Source organism: Shewanella sp. 8A, assembly GCF_023475945.1.
Taxonomy (GTDB): Bacteria; Pseudomonadota; Gammaproteobacteria; order Enterobacterales; family Shewanellaceae; genus Shewanella; species Shewanella xiamenensis.
Map to the genome: position 1 here is coordinate 22593 of NZ_JAMDJP010000008.1, position 24821 is coordinate 47413.

Below are 24821 nucleotides of genomic sequence, written 5' to 3' on the forward strand. Positions count from 1 at the left end.
ACGCCTTTTGGCTTGCTTGAGCGTTTTTGTTTCGTTAGTGTGGCAAACTTATCTTCATAGAGACGATTGATGTTCGTTTTGACCGTTCATTCGGTACAACTACCGAATGTGTTTAACAAAAGATGGATATAACAATGAAAATAGCTCCTCTCCTATTGGCGCTTGGCGCGGCAGGTTTGGCCTGCTCTGCCCATGCGGCCGATCCTAAGCCTTTTACTGTGCAACAGCTGGTTAAACTCAACAAATTGCATTCAGCCGTGGTATCTCACGACGGTACAAAACTGGTTTACGGCCTGAAAACCGTTAATGACAAGGGAGAGGCAAGCTCGGATTTATATCTTCTCGATCTGACGCAAGCAGACGCGAAACCGCTGCAGCTCACCTCTGCCGCCGGTACAGAGCACGATGTCAGCTTCGCAAACGATGACAAATCGATTTATTTCCTCGCCAGCCGCAGCGGGTCAAGCCAACTGTTCCAACTGCCATTAACCGGTGGTGAAGCGCAGCAAGTTTCTGATCTGCCACTGGATATCGATGGTTACAAACTGTCAAACGATGGCAAGCAAATCGTGCTTAGTATGCGCGTCTTTCCAGAGTGTAAAGACTTAGCGTGCTCAAAAGACAAATTTAAGGCCGAAGAAGAGCGTAAATCGACGGGCCGTGAATACAAGCAGTTGATGGTACGTCACTGGGATACGTGGGAAGACCATGCCCGTAACCACTTATTTGTCGGCGCCCTCAACGGTGAAAAGCTGACTAAAGTGGTTGATATCACTCAAGGCTTAGACACCGAAACGCCGCCTAAACCGTTCTCAGGCATGGAAGAAGTGACTTTCACCCCAGATGGCCAATATGTGGTGTACAGCGCTAAGGCGCCAAGTAAAGATCAAGCTTGGACCACCAATTACGATTTGTGGCAGGTGAGTGTGAATGGCGGCAAAGCCACTAACTTAACCGCCGATAACATCGCTTGGGACGCGCAGCCAACATTCTCAAGCGATGGTCGTTATATGGCGTACCTCGCGATGACTAAACCTGGCTTTGAGGCCGATCGTTACCGCATCATGTTGCGTGATACCAGCACCGGACAGTCGAAGGAAGTGGCACCGCTGTGGGATAGAAGCCCAAGCTCGCTGATGTTTGCACCGGACAACCGTACTCTGTATGTGACGGCGCAGGACATTGGCCAAGTGTCTATTTTCAAAGTGAATACTCAGTTTGGTGATGTGCAGTCTGTCTACAGCGACGGCAGCAACAGTCTGATTGCGATCGCCGACGATCAACTGATCTTCGACAGCAAAACCTTAGTTGAGCCGGGCGATCTGTACCGCATTAACACCGACGGCCAAGGCCTGAAGCGTCTGACTGAAGTCAACAAAGACAAGCTGGCCGAAATCAAATTCGGTGAATTCCAACAATTTAGCTTCAAGGGTTGGAATAACGAAGATGTTTACGGTTACTGGATCAAACCTGCTAACTACCAAGAAGGCAAAAAGTATCCTATTGCATACTTAGTCCACGGTGGTCCACAAGGTTCATTTGGTAACGCCTTCAGTGGTCGTTGGAATGCTCAGTTATGGGCAGGCGCGGGTTATGGCGTTGTGATGGTGGATTTCCACGGTTCAACCGGTTATGGCCAAGCCTTTACCGATTCTATCAGCCAAGATTGGGGCGGTAAGCCATTAGAAGACTTACAAAAAGGTCTGGCTGCGGTGAGCCAGCAACAAAAATGGCTCGATCCACAAAATGCCTGTGCCTTGGGTGGCTCTTACGGCGGCTATATGATGAACTGGATCCAAGGCAACTGGAACGATGGCTTTAAGTGCCTCGTTAACCACGCGGGTCTGTTCGATATGCGCTCCATGTACTATGTGACCGAAGAAGTATGGTTCCCAGAGCATGAGTTTGGCGGCACTTACTCAGATAACAAAGCCTTATATGAGAAGTTCAACCCAGTATACTATGTGGAAAACTGGAAGACACCAATGCTGGTTATCCATGGCGAGAAAGACTTCCGCGTGCCTTATGGCCAAGGTTTAGCCTCATTCAGCTATATGCAGCGTAAGGGCATTCCATCAGAGCTGTTAATTTTCCCTGATGAAAACCACTGGATCTTAAAGCCAGAAAACCTAGAACAATGGTACGCGAACGTGTTCCGTTGGATGGATAGCTGGACGAAAAAGTAATCGAGGATGATGGACTAAATACTCGTGTATTTGGTTCCTTTATCTTGTTGCCTAAGCCAGAACTCTGTTCTGGCTTTTTAATCATCGTATTATTTATATCCAGCTAATCACACCCTTGAACGAATGGGGTTAAATACTGGCTACTGTTATCTATCAAGGAATGAAGATGCTGATCAGAGCGGCGAGTACAACAGATATTGAGGCGATAAGCGCGTTAATTACGCAGCTTACACAGGTTTATATCGCTCCTACGTGCACAGATGATGGCGCTGAAACCTTAGTTAACGCCATATCGGTTGAGTCGGTGGCTCATTATTTTGCCTTAGGTTATCAATATCATGTTGCAATGAATGAGGCTGGCGAACTCGTCGGTGTGGTGGGGATGAAGGATAACAGTCATCTTTATCATCTATTTGTGGCGGATATTGCCAAGGGGCAAGGCCTGTCGCGTCAGCTGTGGGAGCATGCTAAAGCTGAGTGTCTCGCGAAGGGTAATCCCGGCTGTTTTACCGTTAATTCGGCGGTGAATGCGCTGCCTGTCTATCAGCGCTTTGGCTTTATTGCGCAAAGTGATATTCGTGAGCGTGGTGGGATCCGCGATATTCCGATGCAACTCGTGCTTTGAGCTATAACAATCTTTAACCATAAGACCAAAACATAAAATCAGAAGAAGAGAACCTATGGCGAATGTGAGTTTTTACCCAATCGGGACAGTCGGTGAAAAATGGGGCGATGAAGAAAAGGCCGCATGGTTTGCTAGCACGCAAATTAAACGTTCTTACCAAGACAATGTTGTCGCGCCACTAAAAGCGATGGAGTCACAACTGGCCGAATTAGGGCTGAATGTGGTGCAATATGGCGCTTTATCGATTGATCCAGCGCGTTACCCGTTATTTGCGGTCAAATCAGCAAGCTTTGATCCGAAAAAGATAACGGTATTAGTAACAGGGGGCGTACACGGCTACGAAACCAGTGGCGTGCATGGCGCCTTGGCTTTTTTGGCTAACAACGCGGCTCACTATGCTGAGCGGGTAAACTTAGTGGTGGCAGTGTGTGTAAGCCCTTGGGGTTATGAGACTATTAATCGCTGGAACCCGAAAGCTATCGATCCAAACCGCTCGTTTTATGCTAATAGCCCAGCAGAAGAGTCTGCAGCACTGATGGCACTGGTGGCAAGCGTTCCACAAGGTTTTGATGTGCATGTGGATTTACATGAAACCACCGACTCGGATGAGGATGAATTTCGTCCAGCCTTGGCCGCGCGTGACGGCAAAGACTTTATTCCCGGGACGATTCCTGATGGTTTTTATGCTGTAGGCGATACCGAAAATCCGCAGGATGCGTTCCAAAAGGCGATTATCGATGGCGTTAGCAAAGTGACTCACATCGCGCCTGCCGATGACAAGGGCGAGATTATCGGCTCAACGGTAGTGCAACACGGGGTGATCAACTACCCGTTGAAAGCGCTAGGTTTATGCAGCAGTGTGACGGGGTGTATTTATAACACCACCACGGAAGTGTATCCCGACAGCCCATCGGCCACGCCTGCTGAGTGCAATTTAGCTCAAGTTGCGGCGATTACCAGTGCCATCGACTATGTGTTAGCACTGAATTAATTGAGTTTGTTACTTATTTGATATCAAGCTCGCAAGTCAATCGTAACGTTGTGTACTGTGTCATCAATTGATTTTGCTTAAGTTAAAACGATAAAAGCCCTCAAACGAGGGTTTTTGCATTTAACGATTTTTTATTGCCTAGACTTTATATCTATTGAGCACTATTGCTCGGTAAAAGGGCGGCCATAGTAGCTATCGAGTAGTAGCTGTTTTAGCTCGCTAATTAGCGGATAGCGAGGGTTGGCACCAGTACATTGGTCATCGAAGGCATCCTCGGCAAGCATATCTACTTTGGCGAGGAAGTCGGCTTCGTTAACGCCGGCTTCTTGGATTGACGCAGGAATGCCCAGCGTCTTCTTGAGCTGCTCGATTTTCTCCAGCAATTTTTCAACTTTTTGCGCATCTGAGTTGCCACCTAGGGCTAAATGATCGGCAATGGCCGCGTAACGACACAGGGCTTTTGGTCTGTCGTATTGGCTGAATGCAGCTTGCTTAGTCGGTAAGTCCGTCGCATTAAAGCGGATAACGTTACTGATCAGCAGCGCGTTCGCCAGCCCGTGGGCTAAGTGAAACTCGGCGCCCAGCTTGTGAGCCATAGAGTGGCAGATCCCAAGGAAGGCGTTGGCAAAGGCGATACCGGCTATGGTGGCGCCATTATGCACTTTTTCACGGGCGATGGGGGATGCGGCGCCGAGCTGATAAGCATCAGGCAAATATTTGCACAGCAGGTCAAGAGCTTGCAGGGCTTGACCATCGCTGTACTCGTTCGCCATCACGCTGACATAGGCTTCGAGCGCGTGGGTGATCGCATCGATTCCGCCGAAAGCGGTTAAGGATTTCGGCATATCCATCACCAGATTTGGGTCTACAATCGCCATATTAGGGGTGAGTTGATAGTCGGCAATGGGATATTTTTTGCCGGTTTTTTCATCGGTGACCACAGCAAAAGGTGTGACCTCAGAGCCAGTGCCGGAAGTGGTCGGTATCGCCACCATAGTGGCTTTGACGCCCATTTTAGGGAATTTATAGATACGTTTACGGATATCCATAAAACGCAGCGCTAAATCGGCAAAGTCGACATCTGGATGCTCGTACATCACCCAAATAATCTTGGCTGCATCCATGGGCGAGCCACCGCCTAAGGCAATAATCACATCGGGTTTAAAGCTATTGGCCACTTTGGCACCTTGGCGCACTGTGGCTAGTGTGGGGTCGGCTTCCACTTCGTAAAAGACTTCAGTTTCAATACCTTGGGCTTTTAAAATCTTTAAGGTTTCGTCGCAATAACCTTGGTTAAACAGGAATCTGTCGGTCACTATCAGCGCGCGCTTTTTATCACTCAATTCTTCAAGCGCAATAGGTAAGCTGCCGCGGCGGAAGTAGATAGATGAAGGAAGCTTGTGCCACAGCATGTTTTCAGCCCTCTTAGCGACGGTTTTTTTATTGATTAAATGGCTTGGGCCGACGTTTTCAGAAATCGAGTTTCCACCCCAAGAGCCACAACCTAAGGTGAGTGAGGGGGCGAGTTTAAAGTTGTACAGGTCGCCAATTCCGCCTTGTGATGCTGGAGTGTTGATTAGAATTCGCGCGGTTTTCATTCTAAAACCAAAGGTTTTTACCCGCTCGGTTTGGGTATCTTGGTCGGTATATAAGCCTGATGTGTGGCCAATCCCGCCTAAGGCGACCAAAGCTTCAGCCTTATCGACGGCGTCATTAAAATCGGCTGCGCGGTACATGCCAAGTAAAGGAGATAGTTTTTCGTGGGCAAAGGCTTCTGTCTCTGTGATATCGGTGACTTCACCAATCAAGACCTTAGTGGTGTGGGGGACATCAATGCCCGCCATTTGCGCTATGGTCGCGGCGCTTTGGCCGACGATGTCGGCATTTAAGCCGCCATTTTTAAGGATGACTTGTTGCATCGCAGCGGTTTGCGCCGCATTTAAGAGATAACCACCATGGGTGGCAAAGCGCTCTTTGACTTGCTCGTAGATGCTATCGACGACAATCACCGCTTGCTCTGAGGCGCAGACGACGCCGTTATCGAAGGTTTTAGACATCAAAATCGAGCTGACCGCGCGTTTGATGTCGGCGGTTTCATCAATCACAATCGGGGTATTACCTGCGCCGACACCAATGGCAGGTTTGCCTGAAGAGTAGGCGGCTTTCACCATACCTGGGCCGCCCGTAGCGAGGATAAGATTCACTTTGGGGTGCGTCATTAACTGGTTTGAGAGCGCCACACTGGGCTCATCAATCCAGCCGATAATATCCTTGGGCGCACCGGCGGCTATGGCGGCATCTAACACCAGTTTAGCCGCTGTGGTGGTCGAGACTTTCGCCCTTGGGTGAGGGGAGAAAATAATCGCATTACGGGTTTTAAGACTGATTAATGCTTTGAAGATGGCGGTAGAGGTGGGATTGGTGGTGGGAACAATCCCACAGATAATGCCCACGGGCTCGGCGATAGTGATAGTACCGAAGGTGGGGTCCTCGGATAAAATTCCGCAGGTCTTTTCATCTTTGTACTTGTTGTAAATGTACTCGGAGGCAAAGTGGTTTTTAATCACTTTGTCTTCAATCACCCCCATTCGGGTTTCGGCGGCGGCCATTTTCGCAAGTGATATGCGTGCATCGGCGGCGGCGAGTGCGGCGGCGCGGAAAATCGCATCGACTTGGGCTTGACTGTAACTGGCATATTCGGCTTGCGCTTTGGCGACGCGCTCGACCATGAGATCCAGTTCTTGGGCATTGGTTACTGTCATGATTAAGACTCCTAAAAAGATTTAGGGAATGCACGATTCGCTAACTCTTCTTTATGGTGAAAAATTACACCTAAAGCCTAAGGTAAAGTGTGATCTTGCGGTCAATTTAGGGTTTTTATGTAATAAAAATACGTCAATTGCGATCTTATGTGTCTTTTGTGTCTAAAATAAGCCGAGTACAGTAAACAGATATTACTCAAACTTGTGATTTAACCTCAAAAATCTCATTTTTCAGTCATCTGTGCTTAAGCTACTATACTTGCCCTTAAGTTTAGTTTGATGAAATTGGCGTGACACGCTCAATAAGGATAGTCACTTGGAGTTAACACTTTACGTTAAATTTTTTCTTGGCCTGGTTGCCATTATCAACCCTATTGGTTTGTTGCCAGTGTTTGTGAGCTTAACCAGCCATCAAACTGAAGCCGAGCGTAACCATACGGGTAAAGTGGCTAACTTTGCGGTGGTGGTGATCCTGTTGGTGACCATAGTCGCGGGACAACATATTTTGAATATGTTTAGCATTTCACTTTCGGCTTTCAGGATCGCGGGTGGCACGCTGATCGCGATTATTGCGATGTCGATGTTGCAGGGTAAATTGGGCGAAGTAAAACGTAACCAAGAGGAAGACCGCGAATCTTCGGCTATGGAGTCCGTGGCGGTTGTGCCGTTAGCCTTGCCGTTAATGGCTGGTCCAGGGGCTATTAGCTCGGTGATTGTGTTTGCCGCTGAGCATAATTCATTATCCAATTTTATTGCGATGTTTATTACCGTGATTATTTTTGGTTTGGTGAGTTTCGGCCTGTTTCGAATGGCATCTATTATCTATAAAATTCTAGGTAAAACAGGAATTAACGTGATTACCCGTCTTATGGGATTATTAATGCTCTCGATTGGTATCGAAGTCATTGCCGCTGGGATTAAAGGCTTATTCCCACAACTTTTTAGCTAAAAATCGGAATGCGGGAGGCCATTTCCTCCCGCTGTTGCGGTTGCAGTTTTCATTTGTTTTTATCACACGAAATTTTCTCCCTTGGCCTTATTTATAGCCTTATCTCGAAAAGCCGTTGTAGCCTTGTATTGTCGCAACCATTTGTTTTTAAATAATTAGTATTTTCTAAATTAGCGTTATTCTATCGTTATCATTAACATCCTGTGCTATATAATAGGTTAACAATTTAGCCCTAAGTCGATTAAGGATATCCCTATGAAATGGCAATGGATTGGCAACCTCAGCTTAAAGCAAAAATTACTCATGGTTGTATTGCCCCCTTTATTTGCGTGTTTTTTATATGGCGCGCTATTTCTCATCGAAAAGTATGAATATCGTCAAGAGCTGAAAGTCGTCGTGCAGCTAAGCGAATTGGCGGTGACAAACAGTAACTTTGTCCATGAGTTGCAAAAAGAACGGGGCATGAGTGCCGGATTTATAGGCTCAGCGGGCAAGGCATTCGCAGGCAAAATACCCAGTCAAAGGCAATTGACAGATACTCAGCTCAAATATTTCCAATCTTTTATTGAAAACCACAATTTACCCGCAGTGTTTGCGCCGAAACTGCGCGATCTAAATACTCAACTCAGTAAATTAGCTTCAATTCGCTCGCAGGTTGATAACCTGTCAATCAGTGTTGCCGATGAAGTAGCCTATTATACGGCGCTCAACCGAGAGCTACTTGCGATTGTTGATGAGACTGCTAAAACGGGTGCTAATCAAGAAATTGCCATCAAAGCAGCTGCATTTAGTGCCTTCCTACAAATGAAAGAACGGGCAGGGATTGAGAGGGCAGTATTAAGTTCGACATTTGGACAAGCAGGGTTTAAGCCTAAGGTTTACGCAAAGTTTATTACCCTAGTTTCTGAGCAAAATAGCTATTTAGAGCGTTTTATTGCATTGGCAACACCTAATTTGGTTGATGCCATTAACCGCATTCAAAATTCTAATGAAGTCAAAGACGTTGAATCGCTAAGACAAATTGCATTTGACCAAGATAACCAGAAAATTCAACAACAAAATCCAGAAGACTGGTTTGCTAAATCATCAGCTCGGATTGACAGCTTGCGGGATTTTGAGCAGCAAGTTTCAGCTGATCTTTTGAATATCACCCATGAACGCCTTGCATCTGCCAATCAACAAATGTTTTTTGTGTTGGCGACGTTAAGCTTGGTGCTGATCATTGTACTTTTGCTCAGTTTATCGGTGATCCGATATTTACATACGAGTGTTCATCATCTTTATTCCACGGTTACACAAGCACGAAAACACTACGACCTCAGTGTTCGGTTAAACCACAGCAGCCAAGATGAATTTGGTGAACTTGCCTTAGCTTTCAACGAGATGATGAGTGATTTTGAAAACGTTATCTTACAAGTTCGCGCTAGTGCTAGCAAACTACAGCAGGCGGTTGAACAAATGGATGTTTGCACCCATGCTATGGAGCAAGATGTGATGGCTGGCCACAGTGAGGCTGAGCAAGTGGCATCGGCGATGACAGAAATGAGTGCAACCGTTGCCGAAATTGCGAGCAATGCAGTACAGGCATCAGAAGCATCAAATTCGGCTAACCAAGAGGCCAAAACCGGTAACCTTGAAGTTGGCAGAACCAGCAAAGCAATTAAAGCACTAGCGGATGATATTAATGGTGCTTCACAGGCCATCAATGAACTCGATAGAGAAATTCACGGTATTGTGGTGGTATTAGATGTAATTAACAGCATTGCAGAACAAACTAATCTGTTAGCACTTAACGCCGCAATTGAGGCCGCCAGAGCTGGTGAGATGGGTAGGGGTTTTGCCGTGGTAGCCGATGAGGTCAGAAGCTTAGCGCAGCGTTCGCAGACATCGACGTCTGACATCAAGAATATGACTGACAGATTAAAGTCCAGCGCTAATTTAGCGGTAAAAGCCATGGATCGCGGATTAGCACAGGCCAATACCAGCGTCCAAGAAGCGGAGCAAGCAGGCATTGAACTTAAACGTATTGTTGAACAAGTCGATATCATTAACCGCATGAATGAGCAAATTGCGACAGCCACCCATGAACAATCCGCAGTGTCTGAAGATGTAAATCGTAATGCGTTAAAGATCAGCGATATTTACTTAAACACTCAACGTATCTCCGATGAGCTAAGGGAATTGACTAAAGCATTGACCTATGACTCCGAACTCATGTCTAAAGAAGTCCATAAATTTACTGTAAAATAGTGCGTTGGTTAATTTTAGCGCCTTGAACGAGGGCGGTTTGTCTAGCAATTGTGCAACCGCCTGAAATCGATTCTTTTTTACTTGACCATACAAAGGCTTTTGCGTACAGTACCGCTCCGTTAACGATGAAAGCTTACACGTTAAGCACTATTTAACTCGATTAACCGTGTTCATTGGCACGTAAAAGTTAATGATAACAATCTGGTGAGATGTCCGAGTGGCCGAAGGAGCACGCCTGGAAAGTGTGTATACGGAAACGTATCGAGGGTTCGACTCCCTCTCTCACCGCCAAATTCAAGTTTAAAGACGTCCTAGGACGTCTTTTTTCTTACCTGTATTTTATTAAAATCAATAACTTATCATCCTATATTGTTTGATGACATCCTACTGCATCCGAAATTTTTAGTAATGCCAAAAGTAATGCCAAGAAAATTTGGTAAATTTTGGCATTACTTTTGGCTTCAAAAACACCCTTTTTTTATGCCGTTTTTTAACTTGATTTTCTCGATTTTATGGCCCAAATTTAACTTGGCAATATCCTGATTTGTCTGAACTTATTCAGTTATAAGTAATGCTTGATTTTCGAGTAAAAAATGATGCCAAAATCAAGCATTACTTTTGGGTTTAATTTGAGAGGGTAAAACGGTATGGGAAGGAGTACAAATAAGCTGACTGCAAAAGCGGTGCTCAATGCTAAAGCGGAAGCAAAGCCCTATAGATTGTCAGATGGTGGCAATCTCTATCTCTATGTGCGCACTGCAGGGAAAACTTGGGAATTTAGATACATACGTCCCTCCACCAGCAAACCCACCTATTTTGGTTTAGGCTCATATCCTGACGTATCCTTAGCTGAGGCGCGAGATAAAGCGCTAGAAGCGCGAAAAAACTTGGCCGAAGGCATCGACCCTCAATTACTTAAAGTTGAAAACAAATTAAAAGCGGCAACAGAGAACGCTCAAACTCTCAAGCATATTGCGCAAATGTGGATGGACTCTAAGCAGGGAAGCATTAAGCCTAAAACCATCGAAGGCAATTGGCGTAAGCTTGAGCTGTATGCCTTCCCTAAACTGGGGAGTATTGCGATTAGCAGACTCACGGCTCCCATAGCCATTGCCGCGCTAAAGCCCCTAGAGCAGAAGGGGCATCTTGAAACGGTTAAGCGTACCGCTCAGTTGCTGAATGAAATCATGAACTTTTCAGTTAACTCTGGTTACATTCACGCCAATCCGTTGTCAGGTATTCGAGAAGTTTTTAGAAAGAGCAAAGTAGAGCATCTGAAGGCATTAAAACCAGCAGAGCTAGCTGAGTTGCTGCAGACTATTGCAAACGCCAATTTATTGTTAACGACCCGGTGTTTGATTGAATGGCAATTGCACACAATGACCAGGCCAAATGAAGCGGCCGGAGCCCGTTGGGAAGAAATCGATTTTGATGCCAAACTTTGGACTATTCCTGAATCACGCATGAAAATGAATCGTGAGCATATTATCCCGCTTACAGAGCATACCCTCGCGATACTCGAAACTGTTAAGCCGATTAGTGAACACAGCCAATTCGTTTTTCCGTCATCTAAAGATCCCAAAAAGCACACAGACTCAGAAACCATCAACAAAGCATTAGGGCGCATGGGATTAAAGGGAAGAACAACGGGTCATGGTTTACGCTCGCTGGCGAGCACTACCTTAAACGAGCAAGGCTTTGATGGTGATGTTATTGAGGCCGCGTTAGCCCATGTTGATAAAAACCAAATCCGCAGTGCCTATAATCGCACGACCTACCTAGAGCGACGGACCAAGTTAATGGAGTGGTGGAGCAATCATATTGCCACTGCAGCAGTGGGCTCTTTGTCAGTAACAGCGGGTTCAAGAAAATTAGGGGCATGACCTGTAAGGCCGAATAGAGATTATCTCCCTGAGTCAAAACGTTAGGGGACGTGACAAACGAATCTAACCTGTTAAGTCCGACTCAGGGTTGGTACACTTACATCATGACTAACCTAAAGCCAAACTAATGACTATCGAGCAGAGCCAGCATTTGCACCAACTAAACGCTTTAGCTGCAAGCCATCCTGAGGTGGCGGTATTATGGCTTTATGGTTCGCAGGCGAAAGGAAATGCTAGCGAGCATAGCGATTGGGATTTAGCCGTCGCATTCGATCCGGTAAAGGCGGACAGTGTGCTTGATACTCGTATTAGAGCTGAACTGCTTGCTATGGATTGGCAAAGAGCATTGGGGCTAGCCGAAGGAAAGCTTTCCGTTGTCGATATCAACCTTGCACCAATCCCTTTGGCCTTCGGTATCATTAATGCCAACAAACTTATTTTTAGTCGAGATGAAGGTCGAAGAATGCAAGAAGAGTCCCGCATTATGTCGCAAATGGAACTCGATTATTCTGCCCAAAGTCTATAAAGGAATAGTTGTATTATGTCGGATAATGCCTATATCACGTCATTGCGTTTAAGCCTTAGCCGGTATCAAGCCGAGCTTGGAGAGTTACGTCAATTACTTAGTCAGCGTTCCTTATCTAATCTCGAATATCGAGCAGCAGAGCGAACACTACAGGTCTCTATTGAAGCTTGCATTGGCATTGCAAAACATTGGGCTAAGGCACTGGCTGGACATAGTCCGCAGGATGCCTACCAAGCATTTGAGATCCTGTGTCAACGAGGAGCACAACCAGCTGATGAATTAAATGGCTGGCGTAAAGTGATAGGCCTGCGTAATGCACTGGTACATGATTATCTGAATATTGACCCTGAGATCATCCGTAGTGTGATCTCTCAAGGTTATATTGATAGATTATTTGTCTTTGCAGAGCAGGGGTTAGAGTGCTTATCACTGAAGAGTGACTAAAATGGGCCTCCTTACCTTTATATGTGCCGTGAAAAACTCTCTTGCCAAGTAGGAGCTTTTCAATATATTTTCGCAAAATTTGTCTTATGCTTGCTCTGCTCTAATGCTTTTGTACATTTTCGCCTATTCACTGAAGTCAATTCATACAGAATGCCTAATACTTGCCATGATCTCCAACTCATCATTATGCTGGGTTCGTCCCAATACCTTTTTAAATGTCCATCGGGTAACTCATGGGATTTGTGATGCAATGCTGGTTTTTATTGTTGTCTAATCATGATTTTCCAATGAACAGGTATAGAAATTTGTCTCATTTTTTAGAATTAGAAGTGATTTTTGATGCTATTCCTGCTATTAGTAGCAGAAATAGCAGTTTATTTGAGTGGAGTACCAATGGACAACATCGTAAATCTATCACTTTTAGACGCAGGGAATAAATTAAAAATTTCTTTATCTGAGATACTCAAAAACCTGAATGAAGATAATAAACCGGTATTGGCTAGTTTTCATCCAAATGTAAATGTTTGGGCTCTTCATAAAATAAGTAAGAACTCTTCAGTTGGTTTTAAGGAATTTATATCTATTAAAGATGCAAATGGTAAAGATAAAACAGAAGTTTATAAAAATGAGGTGGTTTGTGATGTGGAATTGATTAAGGATATTAACTTTTTAAAATTATCAGGGGCCTGTGTTAATGCTATTGCTCGGCATGGGAATTTTGAAATAAATACATCAGACGCCATTTTTTGGTTAGATTCTGATGGTGAAATAAATGAAATTAACTGTGTTGGAAAGCGTAATGATTTTTTGAGGTTAGGTAAGTATGAAAATGCAATTAAATATTCGCCACAGTATATGATTAATAATTTCGTTAAAATTGACGGTGAAGTTGATTTTGTTTTCACTGATAAAGCAGTTAGTGTGTGGTTGCCAGACAATAGTACTTTAAATAAATTGACAAGTATAAAGGTTGGTGTTGATTCAATATATGTGTTTGAAAGTGATGTTCAAGAGTTTATGGTTGATGATGTTGACTTAATTCCTAGTACTAGTCCCTATTACGTTGATAAATCTATCCGAAATCAATCTGATCTTGATAAGTTGGCCTTTAAAGGTTTTTGTTTGTTTGAAATGCAAAATAAATCTGATATTGCAATTATTGAATTGGAGTCGTGGATGGAGAAAGAACAGGGTTATCCTGTAAAGAAAGCAAAGACTGCTGCTTTCTGTCTTCGTCCAAAAACAAGGGCAAATAATGATGCTAGTAAAGAAAATTCACAAATTTGCAAATTTAAGTTTTTAACTGAAGCACTTAGTAAATTTTGGCAAGGAGAATTTCCAGAACCTAACGACAAAAAGAAGCTAGATCCAGAACGTGACCATAAATTGATCTCTCAAGTTAACGCTGTGATTTGTGAGGTATTCAAATTTTTAGTGAGCAAGCATTTTTCAGAGGAGAATGCCAATTACGCAGAACAAATTTTAAGGCCAAACGTTTACAAGAGTATGAAAAGTGCAGAAACTCTTAGAAAAATTTAAAAATAAATTCGGGAGATAATTATTCTTTAAAACCCTGTGCTGCCGTAGATTTGGGAGAAAATGGTCTCGATTTTCTCCCTGGAAAACGCTAAAGACAGGCGCATATCATTGCAGCTTCTTACACAACAAAGAGGCGCATATGGAACTGATCATCACTAACAATTCAATCATTCGATTGAAGACATTAACCCAGTTAACAGGGCTTTCACGCTCTACCATCTATGACAAACAAAACCCTAGTTCTCCGCGATACGATCCGACTTTCCCTAAAAAATTGACACTTGGGGCCAGAGCCGTAGGCTGGTACATGCAAGAAGTCGAACAGTGGCTGCAAGGTAGAAGATTTTGCTGATCTTAAAAAGTCACTAACTTATAGAATAGAGGTTAATTATGAATTTTTCTCGATATCCATATTATTTTCCTATCTCGGATGGCAATGTTCCAAATTTATGTGCTGCTCCGCTAATGCGCGATGCTTTGTTTGAAACTTTTGAATCTGTTCAGGCTCCAGAGAGTATGATCGTGTTAGTTCAGCTAAGCACAATATCAACTGCTTTACAGGGTGCAATTAATGTATCGCTACCAATTAATAAAATATGTCCTGTGTCAATATTGGCAATTACGATAGCCGAATCTGGTGAGCGAAAATCAACTGTTGAAAGCCAATATATGGAAGGGCTTAAGGCAGTACAAAAAGAATTGCTGATAGAATACAGAAGCATACTTAATAAATATAAAATAGAAAAGGAAATTCATGATGAAGAAACGGTAAGGCTAAGAAGACGCCTATCAAAGGAAAAAGATGATGAAAGTTATGAGTTAGCACTTAATGAATTGCAAGCACATCGAGATGCTGAACCGATAAAACCAAGAACACCCAAATTTCTTTATGAGGATATAACCAAAGAAGCATTGCTTTTGGGATTATATGAAAACTTACCAAATGCATTTCTAGGTTCAGATGAAGGTGGGGTTTTATTTAAAAGTTCTATTATGCGAAATTCCCCAGTTATTAATTCATTATGGAGTGGAGGGGATGTTAATATAGATAGAAAAACATTAGAGTCTTTTGTGGTGTCTGATGCAAGACTGACGATACATATCATGACTCAATGGAGTGCATTACAAGATTTTCTTGGCCGGTCGAAAGATGACTTGAGGGGAAATGGTTTTTTTGCTCGAGCAATAGTGACTAATCCTATTTCTTTATGTGGTTACCGACAAGTTAGTGGATATGAATATTCTAAGAAAGCGACTGAAAAATTTAATGATAGAATAAAGCAGTTACTATTAAATGCCATTGCTATGGAAGATTATAGGAACAGGATCACTGTCACATTCTCAAATGAAGCTAAAAATGTGTGGTTAGATATTGCTAATGACATTGAAACTAAAATGGCCCCCGGTGGCATGTATGAATATGCAAAAGACCACGCATCTAAGGTGCCAGAGAACATTGCTAGGGTTGCAGCCTTGATCCATTGCTTCGAACATCCGGACGATTTTGAAATATCTGTAGAATCCTTGTGGTTAGCCGTTGAGTTGTTAAGTTATTTCTCAAGAGATTTTTTGCGAGTCTTTTGTCCTCCACCTAAATATGTGCTGGACGCACAAGAGCTGTTCGAATGGCTGAAGCCATTTATTGATTCTGGAATAAGATATATGATGAAAAATTATATTTTACAATACGGTCCAAAATGCACTCGTAAAAAATCCGACTTACAAGCTGCATTAGATTACTTAAAACAAAGCTACCCAATGGCGGAAATTATGAAAGGTAAGACTAGAGTGATAGACTTTTTTTACTCTCTACCTCCTAACGATGTTCAATTAGCTGAAAATCTGGCGCGCTATTCATGAACGTGCTTTTTAAATTACAATAAATCGCTTTAATTTTTATTATGCTATGCATATTAATTCAGAGTGGTGATAACTGTTAAATATAGTGATTTTCTTGTATAAACTTAAAATATTGTTTTAATCTGGTTGGTTTTGGATAATTTTCATTTAGGGTTTAAGTAGTATTATATCTGTGTTTTATTTATTGCTTTTTTAAAGTTTTAATTAAGTTGTCTGGTGTTCTACATGGGTGTTTTTATTCATCGGAATTAATGTGTTAATTTCGAGTGGTTAACTACACCCTTAAAATAGTGATTGGGAAAGGAGAGTTAGAAATGGGTAGTATTTTTAATAGAAATTTAACGGTGATAACAACACCTCAATATGATGGATTGCAAACACTTTCTTTTAAGAATGGTGCTATTGAAGAATATCTGAATAAAATTACAAAGGTTATAAATGGCGTGGTTATGGAGTATTCAAAGGTATTTGCGGTAAGAGTTGATCTACGATTTCCTGATACGTTTGAATCGGCTGATACAGCAGTGATCACCCGTTTCTTCGAATCGTTGAAGGCTCAGTTAAAAGCAGATCATCTGGCAAAATTACGAGATACTTCCTTAGGCCAGGTCCACGAAAGTGAACTATTTTACATCTGGGTTAAAGAGATCAGCGGAAGGGATAAGTGTCATTACCATGTCTGCTTGTTCTTCAATGGCCATGCGTATAAAAGTTTAGGAAAGTTTGAATTGGGCCGGGCTAATATGTATAACCGCATACATAAAGCTTGGGCGAGTGCACTAAGGTTAGATATTTTCAATGCTCAAGGGTTGATCCATTTCCCAGAAAATGCTCAATATTTACTGTGCCGTAACCAAGCTGATTTCACTTACATTTACCAAGACTTGTTTAAAAGATTAAGTTATTTTGCTAAAACTGACACGAAAATTTATGGGAATGGCAATCACAACTTTGGTTGTAGTCGCGTATCAGCATGATTACCAAGTGATTCGCTTACTAAATGAGGTTGCTGGTGGAGTGAGTCAAAATAAAGGAGTGATGAGCAAGGGATTAAGCCCCCTTGCTTTAGCGTTCATATAGAGCAATGGCATTTTCACAATGCAGACTTGAGACATAGTTCACTAAAATACTCCGTAGCGCAGCCAGATCAATAGCCGGCTTCCTTTTGATGTCGAACACACAATACGGTCAATCGCTCGCCGCCATTATAATGGTACATTGCCAAATAACCCGTGTCACCAAAGTCAATCAGCAGTTCCCTAAAGCTAAAGTCATTGTCATCGATAGGCCGGCCAATATCTGGATAGCTTTCCAGTTTTCTAATGGTATTGATTATGGCGCTGGCAGCCCGTTGTGCGGCAGGGGGATTTTTACTGCGAAGAAACTCACGTAAGCGTTCTAAATCACGTAATGCAGTGGCAGTGAAGATTATTTGTGGCATGTAGGGGCTGCCTTTTCATTTTCACTTCCCCAGGACTCCAGCCAACTCACCACTTCGTCACCGGTAACGTGCAAGCCAGATGTCTGGTGTTCTTCCCATGCGCGTAACGCTTCTTGCTGCAACGCCTCGCGTTTCTCTTCTCTCTCAACGTATTCACGGATCGCTTCACGCATCATCCAGTGTGATGAACGTTTACGCGTTTCGGCTAAATGCTCGACTCTGGCTTTAATATCGGCATCTAATTTAACCGACACGGGTTTGATTGTGCTCATCTGTTACTCCATAGGTAATGCTTAGTACTACTAGGTAATACCTTAGCATAACGTTGTACAAAAAAATAATGATTACACGGTTTACTCGTCAGCTCGAGCAACGCCATAAAGCTCAAGGATGATAGAAGATAGTTTGTATCGCTTAACTGGGCAAACCTGTTACGCCTTTATCACGCTAATCTTCAACGTAATCGCAATAGGGATAAAAACGATAGCGGCGAGTGATGCCGCTTCGTTTATAGGGGGGGCTAATGGTTGACTTAGCACTCAATACCGTCGCAGAAGCATCATGACCTTAACCAATGCCATGCATCGGCTATCAGCTCAGCACCGGCTTTTACACCATTGATGCCCACTTCTGCTGTCGTCAACACGGTGTTTAAGCCCGTTTCTACACTGCCGGTGACGAGTTTGATCCCAGCATTAGTTATTTCACCTTGGCGTAAGCAAGCATAACTCTCACCCAGAGTTTGGCTAGTGCCTTTTACTAGGCATTCAGCAGGTTTAGCCACAAGATCTCCAGGCGTCCCTAGCAGCGTGTTGACGTTATCGGGTAGCCCTAGGTACTCACCGGTCATTTTGATGGCGGTAGAGGCTAACACGACGTTTGCGACAGTCCCCGTGGCCAGCTTTGACGCAGTACTTCCCAGTAAGCCTGCTCTGGCAGAGCCTTGCAGGGCAACGTGAGTGAGATTACTGACTTGATTGGAGGTACTACTTCCCGCTAAGCATTCATTAACGAAGTGCTCGCAATTATTGGTAGCTACGCCGTATGGACTGTGACCCAGCTGACTGCGTGCAAGTTCAATGGCCTGATGGGGATACAGGCTGGACTTTTTCACTCTAACGCTATGGCCACCAGCAAATTGCTGCAGATCGATTTCTTCGATGATGCCCTGTTTAGATAAGTGGATCACATGGCCATGACCCACATACAGGCCATGGTGTTCGGTTAAGCCAAGCGGATCGATATTGGTGACCAGATGATCACCGGGTTGAAATGTATACATGGTATGGACTCCAAGAAAAATAACGCAGATACCCCTAGGTCTCATCTGCTAATGGGTTGCATAGGGTGAAATGGACGTGCTGATTGACTTAGATTTCCAACTCGACAAAGTCCTTATCGATTTGCTGCTGAGTAATGCCGATATAACGCAGGGTGACCGCTTCCGATTGATGCCGCAGCATGCGCATCACCCGGCCAATGTCTTTGCAGGCTTGATACAGGTGATAGCCGCGGGTTTTACGCATCGAGTGGGTGCCCAGGGCTAACTTGATATCGTCACCGACAAAGGCAAACGCTTTGGCGACTGCACGCCGTGTCAGTGGTTTCGCGGGGGCCTGCCGGTCTTTGGCTTGGCTCGAGCGGTGGGATTGGAACAGGTAGATATGTTCAGGGTGACGCTGGTGAATAGTCTCAATCAATGCCAACGTCTTAGGGTTGAGTTTGATGCTGGCGCGTTTACCGGTCTTCTGCTCAATGATATTTAAGCGGTCGCCGTCGATATCGCTGAACTTGATGGCCAGTAAGTCAGAGATCCTAAGGGCCAGGTTAAGGCCGATATTCCAGACATCGGCCATCTGCTCACCAAAGTGACGTTCGAGCAGGTAACTGATAAGCTTGATGGTGTCGCGGTTCTTGACCGCTTCGACTTCGTTCATGCTTGGTTCCCTCAATTGGCTATGTGATGAATGTGGGCACCAGCACATCGCAAACCCGCATCGGGCCTGCGTTGCTTGGTTCCCAAAATACCTTTGTGGGCACCAAGTTCAGTCGGCGCTGATCTGAACCTGGTACACCTCCATCTCGATGTAGTTACAGAAGTTCTCCAGTAACAGTCGTACTAGGCTGTCGGCATGCTCGAGGTAGCTACGGCCAAAGAAGCTGTTGTAGACCTGCTTCTCCTGAAACAGCACTTCCATTTCTTTCTCAAGCTCAGGAAAGGGGTCGCCACAGTAAGCAAAGTCGGTAAAGTAATTGAGATACCAGCAATCATCTTGGCGGTAGAGGTTGAACTCCACTGGGTGATAACCGCCGCTCTCTGCGTTGTAGTCGGGATCGCGGTAGTTAAAAGTGACGCTGTTTAGGTTAGGGTTATTGAGTGCTGCCAGTTGTCGTTCTAACACTTCATAAAAGTGCTCTGGCAGTGGCAGGATGGTTTCGCGGTGTATTTTCATGGTGGACTCCAAAACAAAAAGCCCGCTAACGACGGACGTTGCGGGCGAGGTTGGTTGTTAACGATATGGGTTTGACGCAATGAATTAGACTGATTAGCGCGGGTGTGATGCGCTTGGCCTGTTGCTGGCGATAGAACTGAAACCGGTAGATAGGATAGGATGTTCGCGCGAAATGACGGCGAGGCGAGTTAATCCAAGCTCACCTGCACTTGATAGGCTTCCATCTGGTAGTAACTGACAAAGTTATCGCTAAACAACTTAATCAGCCCCTGTGATTCCCGCTCAGTAATCCAGCCACTAAACAGGCTATAGACCTGCTTGCTGTTAAAGCAGATATCGATGTCTTTAACCAGTTCAGGGAAGGGATGGCCACGAAACGCAAAGTCGGTGACGTAGACGAAACGCCAGTGATCTTGCTGTTTCTCAAGTCGTACTTCGACGGGATGAAAGCCACCATCTTCGGCGCTGTAATCTGGATCTCGAAAATTAAGGGTGATGGCGTTGGCGTCTTTTGGTGTGACTTCAGCCAGTTCCTTTTCGATCACTTGGTAAAAACGATCAGGCATCGCTGGCAGTTGATTACGCTTGATAGTTAATGTCATGGAATATTCCTTATTTAAAAACGGGCATACGCAAAAGCCAAGGCGCAGTCACGCCTTGGCTTTTGCTGTCTATGTGGTTTGGTTAATAAAACGGGTGTTTGCTAAGCGGTTTAATGTGAGTCGCTAAGGGCTACTTGCTAAGGCTTTTGAGCAGGGAGATTAAAGTTTGGTGGTTATGTTTAACGGATTAGTACTGGCTTACGATAATGAATGGGTTATCGAGGCAGGACGAAGTTGCTGGTGGTCAGTGGCTCAGTGGCTCAGTGGCTCAGTGGCTTAGCTTTGGTTTAGTTTCGGTTTGATAAATCGTAATATACAAATAGCCATGGCTGCCTAATGTGTCGGCCTCACAGGTAAAGCCAACGTGCTCAATGGTGACGCAGTGCTGCTCAGTGGCATCAATATCGCCGGTGGCCACCAGCCGTTCAAGCTGTTTAACCATGGCGGGAAAGGCCTCGATAAATTGTTGTTTAATTGCTGGTGGAAATTCACCGACAAAGCTTGAACGGTCATTGAGATAATCCAAGTGCAGACCACGTAAAATCAGCCTTGCACCAAAGCGGGGAGACACTTTACGGGGCAAGCCCCAGGCGTGCTCAATATCGAAAAGTTTTAGCGTTGTCATAGTGACCTCAATGGTTGAAAAGAACTTTAGGGAGTAGGGGGCTCATTAGCTGACTAGCGAGAGCAGTGATAAATACCTGTGCTAGTTAGAGCGGTTAATACAGCCGACTAGTGGAGTGGGTGATGACATGAAACGGTCTTTAGGTGTGTACGCTCCAATTAGGTTGCTCGTTGCTGCCATGGTTGAAGTACACACCGTTGATCACACGCTGCCATTCACCTGTAGGCACACCATAACTGTCACAGGGGCAAACATAGCGGCAGAAGCTGATCTCCTTGGGTAAGTGCTCAACCACATCACGGTGAAACACACTCAATACGGTTTTATGCAGCTTTGGATTTGGTGCCACAATCGGCTTGCCAATCACTTGGCCCATGGCATTAAGTGGTCTCACAAACATCGGCAAAATGAGTTCAACCGCTAAACGGTTACGCAGTTCAGGAAACGCGGCACAGGCCTCGGCGACACAGGACTGTGAAAAGCTATCGGTAAATTCGATCATGATGGACTCCTTGATTTGGCGTGGTAGGTTTATACGCTGGCTAGAGTAAGCCGCGCTCAGCAAAGGACACTGGCGTGCGGCCAACCACGATATGGTCAAGCACGCGCACATCGATAAGTGCTAATGCATCGGTTAACCGTTGAGTGATGTTCTTATCTGCAGCCGAAGGTTCAGACTCGCCAGACGGGTGGTTATGGGCAAAAATCACCGCAGCGGCATTGGCGGCCAATACAGCCTTAACCACCTCCCGTGGATAAACACTGGCGGCATCTAAAGTGCCAAAGAACAACTCTTTAAACTCGAGTAATTGATGCTGATTATCGAGCAGCATCACCGCAAACACCTCCCGCTCATAACCACCGAGTTTGTAAGTTAAAAAATCCTTAGTGGCTTGAGGGTTGGTATAGGCGTCTTTCTTTACATAGCGCTCGGCAATGATATTGGCGGCAGAGGCAAGGATCGCTTCGGCAGTCTGCGGCCACTGATTGATCGGCTGATTTATCGAGTCGTTAGGTTCAGCTTTGGTGGGTATCGCTTTTGTTGACATTTCTGGCTCCTTGAAAGCGTTAATGGGCTTATGCACAGGAGTGATATATATCTGAAAAGATTTGGAAAAGTTGAAAGTTACTGGCATAGCTATTCGAATAAAAGACGTGATTGACACAACTGGCTTAGCCCGTTCAACCATTTACAAGTACCTTGATAAAGGTATTTTCCCAAAGCAGTGAAACTGGGCAGTAGAGCTGTTGCATGGGTAGAAAGTGAAGTAAAAGAGTGGATATTGGAAAGGATCGTGCAGAGAGGTCAGAGGGAATAGCGCTAAAGCTATGAATACACCACTGAAATTTCAACTCATCAAAGAATACAAAATTTCTGCTTCAAATCACAATCTAACATTCGATAGCAGTAGCAGAACAATAAACTTCTTGTTAATATCAACCTACTTTAATTCAGTAGGCAGTGTAACAAATCTCAGTTTGTTGTACCGTCAGCATGAGTAAACTAAGGATAGCTTTTGACTCAACTGCCTTCGATTCCGCTTACATTGGACAGTTTAACGCTTGCACAGCGCGAGCGACTGGCTCACATTGATTTTGTGTTAATGTTCAAAGGTGAAGCCCGCCGAAGAGATCTTATCGAGCGCTTCAATATTGCCCCTTCCGTTGCGACCCAAGACTTTGCCCGTTACAAAGAAATTGCGCCGCAAAATGTGGTTTATGATGAAAAGCGTAAGCAACATCTCAAGGCTGCGTCCTTTATATCCCTTTTCGATTTTGACGTGATCAGAACTCTAGCTACCTTAAGCCAAGGGTTTGGAGATGGTTTTTTACGGCAAGGCTTTCCGACTATTACCTGCGAAAGTCCATATCGTCTTAATCGTCCTGCTATCCAAATTGTCGCGGCAATTAGTGAGGGCATTTACAAAGCTTCTTCGCTAAAAATCACTTATCACTCCTTATCATCGGGTAAATCGGTGCGTGAGATAGTTCCCCATACACTGGTCGATACGGGCCTTCGCTGGCATGTTCGTGCATATGACAGAACGAGCAATGAATTTCGTGATTTTGTACTCAGTCGTATTGAGGCGGCTATGCCGTATGGTGATGAGCCAGTGGACCATGAGCTGCAAGCCAAGGACAAACAGTGGAACCGCATCGTGGAATTGGAACTGATCCCTCATCCCTACATTAGTCATAAGGAAGCGATTGAACGGGATTATCAAATGCAGCAGGGCGGGTTAAAAATTGATATCAGAGCCGCCTTGGCAGGTTACTTACTCAGATTATGGAATGTTGATTGTAGCCAAGATCATACCCTTAAAGGGCCAGAGCTACATCTGGCGCTCAAAAATCATCAGGCGCTCTACGGCGTTGAAAACCTCGTATTAGCACCTGGGATGAACTCCCATTCTGGAAGTCCAATTTTATGAATGCAAAAGCATACTTAGGCGACATTATCGGTGGCAGCATCATGCTTCGTGAAAGCAGGGTTATCGCCAAGCTACTTAAGTCGTACCCAGATGATCAGCAATGGCTACAGGCCATTGTTGATGAAAATATATTACAAAAACCTTCAGTTCACAGCGCAAAACGGATGGCAAGCACAGTCCGAAAACGTATTGAACCCTTAGGGGAAGCGTTTTGGGCGGACCTCGAGGTTGCTCAAGATGAGCTAGCGAATCAGCTCCTGTTATTTTCAGTGATGAAACAATCACCAGTGCTATCAGATTTTATGATGACAACCGTTTCTGACGCGCGTCGCATGTACCGCGAAGTGCTCAGATTAGATGATTGGCAGGAATTTATTGACTCAAGATTTAGGGTAATCGAGGGGCTTGAAAAGTACTCAACTGCCTCGATCCAAAAAATTGGCTCGAATATATTCAAAATCCTTGCGGATGCAGGCTTTCTCGAGTCTGGCCGCAGTAAAAAACTCAAAAATGTTTATCTGCAACCCGAGCTTACTGATTGGTGTAATCAGTTCGATTGCACCCATATTCTTAATGCCATGGAAAGTGCACGATGAACTTGCAACAGGAAAGCAAAACCTCGCTGATAACGCGATTAGATGCGATAGAAGAGCGCCTCAAAAGTGACAGCTTTTTAAACAACCAAGAACTGGGTGGTGAGATTGGTTTTTATATTTTCGATTACCCACCCCAGTACGAGTTAATGATAAGGGATCACCTTGCAAGCACTTTAGGCAAGCTTGAGCGTCAGAGTTATCGATTACTACATCTGAACCTGTTTGAAGAAATCATCGAAATGCTCCGAAGCCGAAAACTTCTAGATAAAGCCTTTGAAATGGAAATACAAAAGGGCACCGAAGCACTGGCAAAAGCCCTCAAGGGCCCACTGGAGCAAGGCAAGGTCGCGAGTCAATTATCCGAAAAAATTCAAGCCCTGCAGCCTCAGTTTGTGGTGCTATCAGGCCTTGGGCAATGTTGGCCATTACTTAGAGGTCACAGCCTATTAAATGCACTGCACGCCAAAATGGCACACACACCTTTGGTGCTGATGTACCCAGGGCGTTATACGGGGCTTGAGTTATACCCCTTCGATTTTGATTCTGCTGAGATCTCACAGGCAAACTACTATCGGGCATTTCCGTTGGTGCCTAGAGCAAAGCACTATTAACCAATGAATGTAAGTAAACAGACTAAACCATAAAAACCAGCAACGG

At 44.5% G+C, this 24821-nt stretch carries 25 protein-coding genes, 1 tRNA gene and 1 pseudogene; 17 read left to right on the forward strand and 10 right to left on the reverse strand.

Annotated elements, in window-relative coordinates; genetic code table 11:
* Nucleotides 1–134 precede the first annotated feature (134 nt).
* The 3 genes from M0413_RS07930 (at nucleotide 135) to M0413_RS07940 (ending at nucleotide 3802) form a co-directional block, all read left to right on the forward strand.
* Nucleotides 135–2186 carry a dipeptidyl-peptidase 5 gene (locus tag M0413_RS07930; RefSeq protein WP_249553705.1) on the forward strand — a complete coding sequence of 684 codons (2052 nt, stop codon included), beginning with the start codon at nucleotides 135–137 and terminating at the stop codon, nucleotides 2184–2186.
* A gap of 166 nt (nucleotides 2187–2352) precedes the next feature.
* The gene (locus tag M0413_RS07935) at nucleotides 2353–2811 is read left to right on the forward strand and encodes a GNAT family N-acetyltransferase (protein ID WP_249553707.1); all 459 of its coding nucleotides are present in this window, start codon (nucleotides 2353–2355) and stop codon (nucleotides 2809–2811) included.
* A 55-nt stretch (nucleotides 2812–2866) separates the two neighbouring features.
* Nucleotides 2867–3802 carry a M14 family metallopeptidase gene (locus M0413_RS07940; RefSeq protein ID WP_249553709.1) on the forward strand — a complete coding sequence of 312 codons (936 nt, stop codon included), beginning with the start codon at nucleotides 2867–2869 and terminating at the stop codon, nucleotides 3800–3802.
* 161 nt (nucleotides 3803–3963) lie between these two features.
* Here M0413_RS07940 and adhE read toward each other — a convergent pair whose 3' ends face one another.
* On the reverse strand, nucleotides 3964–6564 hold the full coding sequence (gene adhE / locus M0413_RS07945) for a bifunctional acetaldehyde-CoA/alcohol dehydrogenase (protein WP_249553711.1): 2601 nt from the start codon (nucleotides 6562–6564) through the stop codon (nucleotides 3964–3966).
* A 316-nt stretch (nucleotides 6565–6880) separates the two neighbouring features.
* Between adhE and M0413_RS07950 the strand changes: the two genes are divergently transcribed.
* From M0413_RS07950 to M0413_RS07995, 10 genes are all read left to right on the forward strand, one after another.
* A complete protein-coding gene (locus M0413_RS07950; RefSeq protein ID WP_011072194.1) occupies nucleotides 6881–7513 on the forward strand; it encodes a YchE family NAAT transporter in 633 nt (210 codons plus the stop codon).
* 255 nt (nucleotides 7514–7768) lie between these two features.
* Complete coding sequence (locus M0413_RS07955) at nucleotides 7769–9763, forward strand: methyl-accepting chemotaxis protein (protein ID WP_169547702.1); 1995 nt, start codon at nucleotides 7769–7771, stop codon at nucleotides 9761–9763.
* Nucleotides 9764–9966: 203 nt separating this feature from the next.
* Nucleotides 9967–10054 (forward strand) — tRNA-Ser (locus M0413_RS07960).
* 356 nt (nucleotides 10055–10410) lie between these two features.
* Nucleotides 10411–11646: a tyrosine-type recombinase/integrase gene (locus M0413_RS07965; RefSeq protein WP_249553713.1), complete on the forward strand. Its 1236-nt coding sequence runs from the start codon at nucleotides 10411–10413 to the stop codon at nucleotides 11644–11646.
* 127 nt (nucleotides 11647–11773) lie between these two features.
* Nucleotides 11774–12172 carry a type VII toxin-antitoxin system MntA family adenylyltransferase antitoxin gene (gene mntA / locus M0413_RS07970; RefSeq protein WP_028760130.1) on the forward strand — a complete coding sequence of 133 codons (399 nt, stop codon included), beginning with the start codon at nucleotides 11774–11776 and terminating at the stop codon, nucleotides 12170–12172.
* A 15-nt stretch (nucleotides 12173–12187) separates the two neighbouring features.
* Nucleotides 12188–12616: a type VII toxin-antitoxin system HepT family RNase toxin gene (gene hepT, locus M0413_RS07975; protein WP_249553715.1), complete on the forward strand. Its 429-nt coding sequence runs from the start codon at nucleotides 12188–12190 to the stop codon at nucleotides 12614–12616.
* A 393-nt stretch (nucleotides 12617–13009) separates the two neighbouring features.
* Nucleotides 13010–14155, forward strand: a complete 1146-nt coding sequence (locus M0413_RS07980; RefSeq protein WP_249553717.1) for a hypothetical protein — start codon at nucleotides 13010–13012, stop codon at nucleotides 14153–14155.
* A gap of 139 nt (nucleotides 14156–14294) precedes the next feature.
* Complete coding sequence (locus tag M0413_RS07985) at nucleotides 14295–14507, forward strand: helix-turn-helix transcriptional regulator (protein WP_249553719.1); 213 nt, start codon at nucleotides 14295–14297, stop codon at nucleotides 14505–14507.
* 38 nt (nucleotides 14508–14545) lie between these two features.
* Entirely contained in the window at nucleotides 14546–16015 is a 1470-nt protein-coding gene (locus M0413_RS07990) for a YfjI family protein (protein ID WP_249553721.1), read from the forward strand.
* 314 nt (nucleotides 16016–16329) lie between these two features.
* The gene (locus M0413_RS07995; RefSeq protein ID WP_249553723.1) at nucleotides 16330–16992 is read left to right on the forward strand and encodes an inovirus Gp2 family protein; all 663 of its coding nucleotides are present in this window, start codon (nucleotides 16330–16332) and stop codon (nucleotides 16990–16992) included.
* Nucleotides 16993–17162: 170 nt separating this feature from the next.
* On the opposite strand, the gene M0413_RS08000 is transcribed toward M0413_RS07995, so the two are convergent.
* The 9 genes from M0413_RS08000 to radC all read right to left on the reverse strand — a co-directional run bounded on the left by M0413_RS08000 (nucleotide 17163) and on the right by radC (nucleotide 22185).
* Nucleotides 17163–17456: a type II toxin-antitoxin system RelE/ParE family toxin gene (locus M0413_RS08000; protein WP_249553724.1), complete on the reverse strand. Its 294-nt coding sequence runs from the start codon at nucleotides 17454–17456 to the stop codon at nucleotides 17163–17165.
* Nucleotides 17444–17728 (reverse strand): CopG family ribbon-helix-helix protein, encoded by a 285-nt coding sequence (locus M0413_RS08005; protein WP_011920070.1) that lies wholly within the window; start codon nucleotides 17726–17728, stop codon nucleotides 17444–17446. The genes M0413_RS08000 and M0413_RS08005 overlap by 13 nt, the downstream gene beginning before the upstream one ends.
* Before the next feature lie 287 nt (nucleotides 17729–18015).
* The gene (locus M0413_RS08010; RefSeq protein WP_249553726.1) at nucleotides 18016–18738 is read right to left on the reverse strand and encodes a lecithin retinol acyltransferase family protein; all 723 of its coding nucleotides are present in this window, start codon (nucleotides 18736–18738) and stop codon (nucleotides 18016–18018) included.
* A gap of 88 nt (nucleotides 18739–18826) precedes the next feature.
* Complete coding sequence (locus M0413_RS08015; protein WP_249553727.1) at nucleotides 18827–19393, reverse strand: site-specific integrase; 567 nt, start codon at nucleotides 19391–19393, stop codon at nucleotides 18827–18829.
* Nucleotides 19394–19501: 108 nt separating this feature from the next.
* Nucleotides 19502–19909: a DUF2787 domain-containing protein gene (locus M0413_RS08020; protein ID WP_249553728.1), complete on the reverse strand. Its 408-nt coding sequence runs from the start codon at nucleotides 19907–19909 to the stop codon at nucleotides 19502–19504.
* A gap of 188 nt (nucleotides 19910–20097) precedes the next feature.
* Nucleotides 20098–20511 carry a DUF2787 domain-containing protein gene (locus M0413_RS08025; protein WP_249553729.1) on the reverse strand — a complete coding sequence of 138 codons (414 nt, stop codon included), beginning with the start codon at nucleotides 20509–20511 and terminating at the stop codon, nucleotides 20098–20100.
* A 268-nt stretch (nucleotides 20512–20779) separates the two neighbouring features.
* A complete protein-coding gene (locus M0413_RS08030; protein WP_249553730.1) occupies nucleotides 20780–21136 on the reverse strand; it encodes a type IV toxin-antitoxin system YeeU family antitoxin in 357 nt (118 codons plus the stop codon).
* A 139-nt stretch (nucleotides 21137–21275) separates the two neighbouring features.
* On the reverse strand, nucleotides 21276–21638 hold the full coding sequence (locus tag M0413_RS08035) for a hypothetical protein (RefSeq protein WP_249553731.1): 363 nt from the start codon (nucleotides 21636–21638) through the stop codon (nucleotides 21276–21278).
* 40 nt (nucleotides 21639–21678) lie between these two features.
* Nucleotides 21679–22185, reverse strand: coding sequence for a RadC family protein (gene radC, locus M0413_RS08040; RefSeq protein WP_159075002.1), 507 nt, complete (start codon nucleotides 22183–22185; stop codon nucleotides 21679–21681).
* An 85-nt stretch (nucleotides 22186–22270) separates the two neighbouring features.
* Here radC and M0413_RS08045 point away from each other — a divergent pair.
* The 4 genes and pseudogenes from M0413_RS08045 (at nucleotide 22271) to M0413_RS08060 (ending at nucleotide 24775) form a co-directional block, all read left to right on the forward strand.
* Nucleotides 22271–22455, forward strand: a pseudogene (locus M0413_RS08045) (helix-turn-helix transcriptional regulator).
* Between the two features lie 198 nt (nucleotides 22456–22653).
* Nucleotides 22654–23568 (forward strand): WYL domain-containing protein, encoded by a 915-nt coding sequence (locus M0413_RS08050; protein ID WP_249553732.1) that lies wholly within the window; start codon nucleotides 22654–22656, stop codon nucleotides 23566–23568.
* Nucleotides 23565–24164 (forward strand): DUF1819 family protein, encoded by a 600-nt coding sequence (locus M0413_RS08055; protein ID WP_249553734.1) that lies wholly within the window; start codon nucleotides 23565–23567, stop codon nucleotides 24162–24164. Before M0413_RS08050 ends, M0413_RS08055 begins: the two co-directional genes overlap by 4 nt.
* The gene (locus M0413_RS08060; protein WP_126513123.1) at nucleotides 24161–24775 is read left to right on the forward strand and encodes a DUF1788 domain-containing protein; all 615 of its coding nucleotides are present in this window, start codon (nucleotides 24161–24163) and stop codon (nucleotides 24773–24775) included. Before M0413_RS08055 ends, M0413_RS08060 begins: the two co-directional genes overlap by 4 nt.
* Nucleotides 24776–24821: the final 46 nt, after the last annotated feature.